General features: G+C 64.7%; 2 protein-coding genes. Both read left to right on the top strand.

All coding sequences use genetic code 11. The features are described 5' to 3' along the window. The first annotated feature begins 460 nt into the window (after positions 1-460). Positions 461-3,283, top strand: a complete 2,823-nt coding sequence (locus AC1DQP_RS18265) for a TonB-dependent receptor plug domain-containing protein (RefSeq protein WP_478052174.1) — start codon at positions 461-463, stop codon at positions 3,281-3,283. 693 nt (positions 3,284-3,976) lie between these two features. Beyond that, complete coding sequence (locus AC1DQP_RS18260) at positions 3,977-5,962, top strand: AsmA family protein (protein WP_478052173.1); 1,986 nt, start codon at positions 3,977-3,979, stop codon at positions 5,960-5,962. The last annotated feature ends 294 nt before the right edge of the window (positions 5,963-6,256 follow it).

The following is a 6,256-nucleotide window of genomic DNA, read 5'->3' as shown; positions in this document are numbered from 1 at the left end:
GAGGAGGGGGCGGCCGTAGGCCGACGCCGGGGGACATTCGCCGGAAAGGGCATGGGGCCCGGCGCCCGACCCACCGACGGCCGTACCAGGAAAAGCTCACAGCGCGCTTCATAGGTGTCAGGCGGAGGTAAAGGAAATTCTCTCGCGAACCGTCGATACACACTGAACGCTTCCCTTCGATGCACATCCGCGTGCACTCAAGTTGACCGGACCATCGCCGTTATCGGTGCCTCTGCCTGCACCGACGCGATGCGCACTGCACGTACTGTCGCGCATTGAAAAAAGATTGTTCGCCAACGCGCGAATTTGTCAGCGAACGTTCATTTTTAGCGGTTTTTATGCTTTCAGATGAAAGTAAAAAATTTGAAAAGTCATTAGACTCCCGCCCCCCGCGTCGTGATGTTGTCCCCACGCCGCCCGCAAGGGCGCTTGTTTTTTACGAGAAAGAGAAATCGCACGGATGTATTTGAAGACCCACCCGCTGCGCAACGCGATCGCCATCGCGCTTGTCGCCAGCTGCAGTGCCCCTGCCTTCGCCCAGACCGCCAATGACGGCACCACCAATCTGGATCGCATTGAAATCACCGGCTCGCGCATCCGCCAGGCCAGCGTCGAGAGCGCCCAGCCGGTCGTCGCGCTGAACCGCGCCGAGATCGAAAAGAAGGGCTACATCAACGTCGCCGACATCCTGCAGGATGTTACCGCTGCCGGCGCGCCGAGCATGAGCCGCGCCAACTCGCTGGAGTCCGGCCGCGACTTCGGCGGCATGTACGTCAGCCTGCGCAACCTGGGTCCGGAACGCAGCCTGGTGCTGATCGACGGCCGCCGCATGGGCGTGTCCGCCGCCGGTTACTCCGACCTGGCCTCGATCCCGTCCTCCATCGTGGACCGCGTGGAAGTACTGACCGACGGCGCCTCGGCACTGTACGGCTCGGACGCCATCGCCGGCGTGGTCAACATCATCACCCGCAAGAATTTCGACGGCGCTGAAGTCAACGCGTACGTCGGCCAGTACAGCGAAGGCGACGGTCAGAAGACCAGCTACAGCGCCACCTTCGGCAAAACCTTCGACCGTGGCTGGGTCACCGTCGGCGGCGAGTACTCCGACGAAGATCCGATCCTGGGCGGCGCACGCGAGTTCACCGCCTACCCGAACGGCCCGCGCCACCCGACCGACGGCCTCAGCGGCGTCACCCCGTGGGGCTATGCCACCGTCGATGGCAGGAACCTCAGCGTGGGCCCGGGCGGCGACCCGACCGTGCGGGGCAATTTCAAGCCGGCCGACAAGGCCAACGATGCCAACACCAAGACCAACATGAGCCTGCTCACCGGTCTGCAGCGCAAGTCGGTGTTTGCCAACGGTGGCTTCTCGATCAACGACAACCTGCGCCTGGTGGCCGACGCGCTGTACACCGAGCGCGAGTCGACCAAGCAGCTGGCCGGCTACCCGTACCAGAGCACCGGCGCGCGCGCGCTGCTGTCCAAGGACAGCGCGTTCAACCCGTTCGGCCGTGACGTTGCCTTCGCGCACCGCACCGAAGAACTGCCGCGCGGCACCGAGAACAACCTGACCACCAAGCGCGCCAGCGTCGGTCTGGAAGGCAGCTTCGAAACTGGTTCGCGGTACTGGGACTGGAACCTCAGCTACATGTACAACCGCAACGAAGGCGAGCGCATCGGTACGGGCAGCATGTACCAGCCGAACGTCAACCAGTCCGTCGGCCCGTCGTTCATCGACGGCCAGGGCGTTGCGCGTTGCGGCAGCGTCGGCAACGTGATCGCCGGCTGCACGCCGTGGAATCCGCTGGCTCCGATGGGCTACACCGGCCCGGGCGCGCTGGGCAACCAGGACGTGCAGGACTACCTGTTCACCCGTTTCACCGACAAGATGCAGAGCACCACCAAGGTGGCCAGCGCGAACATCTCCGGCTCACTGTTCAGCCTGTCGGCCGKTGACATCATGGGTGCGATGGGCGTCGAACATCGCAGCGAAGAAGCCAGCTACGACCCGGACCTGATGGTGCGCAACGGCCAGATCGCCGGCACCAGCGGCCAGCCGACCCGTGGCGATTACGCGCTCAACGAAGCCTACCTGGAACTGCAGGTGCCGCTGCTGGCCGACATGGCCTTCGCCCGCGAGCTGTCGCTGGACGTGGCCGGTCGTTACTCGGACTACAACAACTTCGGTTCGACCACCAACACCAAGTTCGGCCTGAAGTGGAAGCCGATCGACAGCCTGCTGGTGCGCGCCACCTACGGCACCGGCTTCCGCGCCCCGACGGTGGAAAACCTGTACGGCGGCACGGTCACCACGCGTGATTCGTACACCGATCCGTGCGACACCACCTTCGGTGCCGCGGCCAACAACGCGCAGGTGCAGGCACGCTGCCGCGCCGGCGGCGTGCCGGCCAACTTCCGCCAGCTGGCCGCCGATGGCAATCCGGCAACCGTGCCGGGCCAGCAGGGTGGCACCGACTTCACCTCCGGCTCCAACGAGGCGCTGAAGCCGGAAACCGCCAAGACCTGGACCGTGGGCCTGGTGTACAGCCCGGAGTTCGTCTCGGGCCTGGACCTGAGCCTGGACTGGTGGAAGATCCGCATCAACGACGTGATCGTCGGTGAGTCGGCCACGGACATGCTCAACCAGTGCTACGTGCAGGGCGTGGATGCGGCGTGCAACCGCTTCACCCGTTCCAAGTCGGGCAAGACGATTGGCCAGGTCAGCGCGCTGGACCGCACGCTGCTCAACGCCGGCTACCAGGAAACCGCAGGCTACGACATCGCCGTGCGTTACCGTCTGCCGGAACTGGCGATCGGCAAGTTCTCCGTGTCCTGGAACACCACCTACGTGGATTACCTGGAACGCAAGAACGACAACGCCGACACCACGCCGGTGCGCCAGTACGCCGGCTGGGAAGGCAACTTCCGCGTGCGTTCCAACCTGAACCTGGATTGGCAGTACGGTAACGTCGGCCTGGGCTGGACGGCACGCTACTACTCGAGCATGCAGGAAAACTGCGCTTATGCCACCGAGTGCAGCAACCCGGGCTTCAGCTCGCCGTACACGGGCAACCAGGGCATCAACAAGGTGGGTTCGAACACCTTCCACGACATCCAGATGCGCTACATCCTGCCGTGGAACGGCACGGTGTCGATGGGTATCAACAACGTGTTCGACCACCAGGGTCCGATCATGTACAGCCAGCCCAACAGCAGCTTCACCTACTACGGTGGCTTCGACATCGGCCGTTACATGTACATGAAGTACCAGCAGCGTTTCTGATCTACGGCTTACTCTCTCCAAGCCGTTGAATGGAAGTAAGGCGGCGCCCTCGGGCGCCGCCTTTTCTGGAGGCTCGTGGGCGCCATCCATGGCGCCCAACGGTCCCGCCACCCCACTCCCACCAGCCCCTGACACATCGCTGGTGCTCGCAGAAAATCTACGGCGACAGCACCTTGCTCCGCTGGAGTTGTAATGGCTTGCCGAGCCTTCTTCGGTAGGCAGCATGCGTTCGCCGCGCTGGCCAACGATATCGGCAGTCGTTTGGGAACCGACCCTACCTCGTATCAATTGCCTGTGCTTGGCCTGCTTGTGGCGCTTGCTTCGCTTGCMTATGGCTACCGATCCACTGTCGGGGGTGGGGCTGGGTKGGATTGCGGGACCGTTGGGCGCCATGGATGGCGCTCACGAGCYTACATGGGTGAAGGCGCATTGCTTGCGAGGCACGGCCTCGCATGCGACTGAACGCACAGCCGCCAGCGGCTGGGCCGGGCCGCGGAGCGGGACTTGCAGCGTGTCCCGTAAACCCACCCGCGCCGCGCCAACCAGCAAAACCTCAGCCAAAGGCCGTTGAAGTTGCAGTTGCAGTTGCTGTGGCTGTTGCTCTTGCTGTTGCTCCAAAGCTCCCAAAAAAAACCGCACCCTGACACCATCCTTACCAATGCTTCGCACCCCCTGCACGATGAACAGGGAAGGATGGAGCATGTGAACACTGTCGACTCCCCTGTCCCATCTCCCGTGTCGCGCCGTTGGCGCTGGCGTCGTCCCGGCAAACGAGGACAGCGGTGGCTCGCCATCCTGGTCTTCCTCTTCGCCGCCATCCTCCTGCTCATCGCGCTATGGGACTGGAACTGGTTCAAAGGACCCGTCGAACGCGCCGTCCAGGCCAAAACCGGGCGCGAGTTCCATATCAACGGCGATCTCGACGTCGACCTTGGCCGCACCACCACGATCCGCGCCGACCGCCTCACGTTCGCCAACGCCGACTGGGCCAAAACCCCGCAGATGGCCAGCGCCGACCGCGCCGAAATCGCCCTTCGCGTCTGGCCCCTGCTGCGAGGCCAGGTCCAGATCCCCGAAGTGCGCCTCACCCGCCCTGACCTGCTGTTGGAAACCGGCCCCGGCAAGGACACCCCGGGCAACTGGGATTTCCTTGGCCCCTCCACCGGCAACCCACCGCAGCTGCTGCGCCTGCTGATCGATRACGGCCGCCTGCAGTTTCTGGATGCCGCCGGTCGCACCGACGTCCTGGTCGCCCTCACCAGCGGCAAGCCGCGCACCGAGGACAGCGCCCCGCCGCTGCTGGTCAAGGGCAAGGGCCGATGGAGGGGCAACCCCTTCTCGCTCGATGGCAATACCGAATCGCCGCTGGAACTCACCAACAGCGATCACCCCTTCCGCATCCATCTCGACGGCCGTGCCGGCGGCACCCATGCCATCGCCAGCGGCACGCTGACCAATCCGTTCGCACTGCGCGTCTTCAACCTGGAGCTGATGCTCAGCGGCCAGGACATGGAAGACCTGTTTCCGCTGATCGGCGTGGCCATGCCCTCCACCCCGCCGTACCGGCTGAAAGGCCGCCTCAAGCGCGACAACGACATCTGGCGCTATGAGAACTTCACCGGCACCGCCGGCGATAGCGACCTGGGTGGCACCGCGCAGATCGATGTGGGCGGCGACCGCCCGTTCCTGAAAGCCGACCTGGTGTCCAAGCGCCTGGACTTTGATGACCTGGCTGGCTTCATCGGCGCACCGCCGAAGACCGGCGCCGGCGAAACCGCCAATGCCGAGCAGAAGGCCAAGGCTGCCGCCCTCGCCGCGCGCGCGAAGATCCTGCCCGACACGCCCTACAACCTGACCAAGCTGCGTGCCATGGATGCCGATGTGCGCTGGAAGGCGCAACGGATCAACTCGCCCGTCCTGCCGCTGGATGACATGGATGCCCACCTCAAGCTCAACGATGGTCTGCTGCGTCTGGAGCCGCTGAACTTCGGCGTGGCTGGCGGTGACATCCGCAGCACCATCCGCATGGATGCCCGCAAACCAACGATTTCGACCCAGCTGCAGGCCAGCATCCGCAAGGTGCAGCTGGGCAAGCTGATGCCCGACTCGAAGCTGGCCGAGCAGGCCTCCGGCGGCCTCAGCGGCGACGTCATGCTGGCCGGCACCGGGAACTCCGTCGCCGCCATGCTCGGCAGCTCCGACGGCAACGTCGCGCTCGGCATCGGCAAGGGGCACATCGGCAACCTGATCATGGAGCTGGCCGGGCTGGACGTAGCCGAATCGCTGAAATTCCTGTTCACCGGCGACAAGCAGATCCCGTTGCGCTGCGCCTTCGGCGACTTCGGCGTCAACAACGGTGTGATGACATCGCGCGCGCTGGCCTTCGACACCACCGACACCCTGATCATCGGTCAAGGGACTGTCGATCTCAAACAGGAACAGCTGGACCTGTTGCTACGCCCTCGCCCGAAGGACGTCAGCATCCTCGCCCTGCGCTCGCCGCTGCGCATCGGTGGGAGCTTCAAGGATCCCTCGTTCCGTCCCGACTTCAAGGCGCTCGGCCTGCGCGGCGCCATCGCCCTCACCCTGGCCACCATCACCCCGCCGGCCGCCCTGCTGGCCACGTTCGAACCCGGTCCGGGCAAGGACACCAATTGCGGTGGTCGATATGCGAAGTAACGCGTCCTGGCACGCAGCAGCTACTACGCACTGACGCTCCATGGGCTCCGCGTTGCCCTTCTCCCGCGCCTGTCGGCAGTCTCCCTTGATTCACAAGGGGACTGCCTGGACACACGCATTGCGGGGAGAACGGGTGCAGCTTTGGCCGGTAGTGCAGGCGCTGCATGGATTTAGTGCTTTCTTCGTTTGGGCCCTTCGCGAGCGTGAGGGCCCGTGGCGGCCGGTAGGCCCCTGGCGCAAATGTCCCCCGGCCGCGGGGCGGCCTCCTCCTTTATTTTGCCCAGGGGCCTACCG

It is taken from the genome of Stenotrophomonas sp. P5_A8, from assembly GCF_056400545.1.
This window is presented reverse-complemented; position numbering and strand designations above follow the sequence as displayed.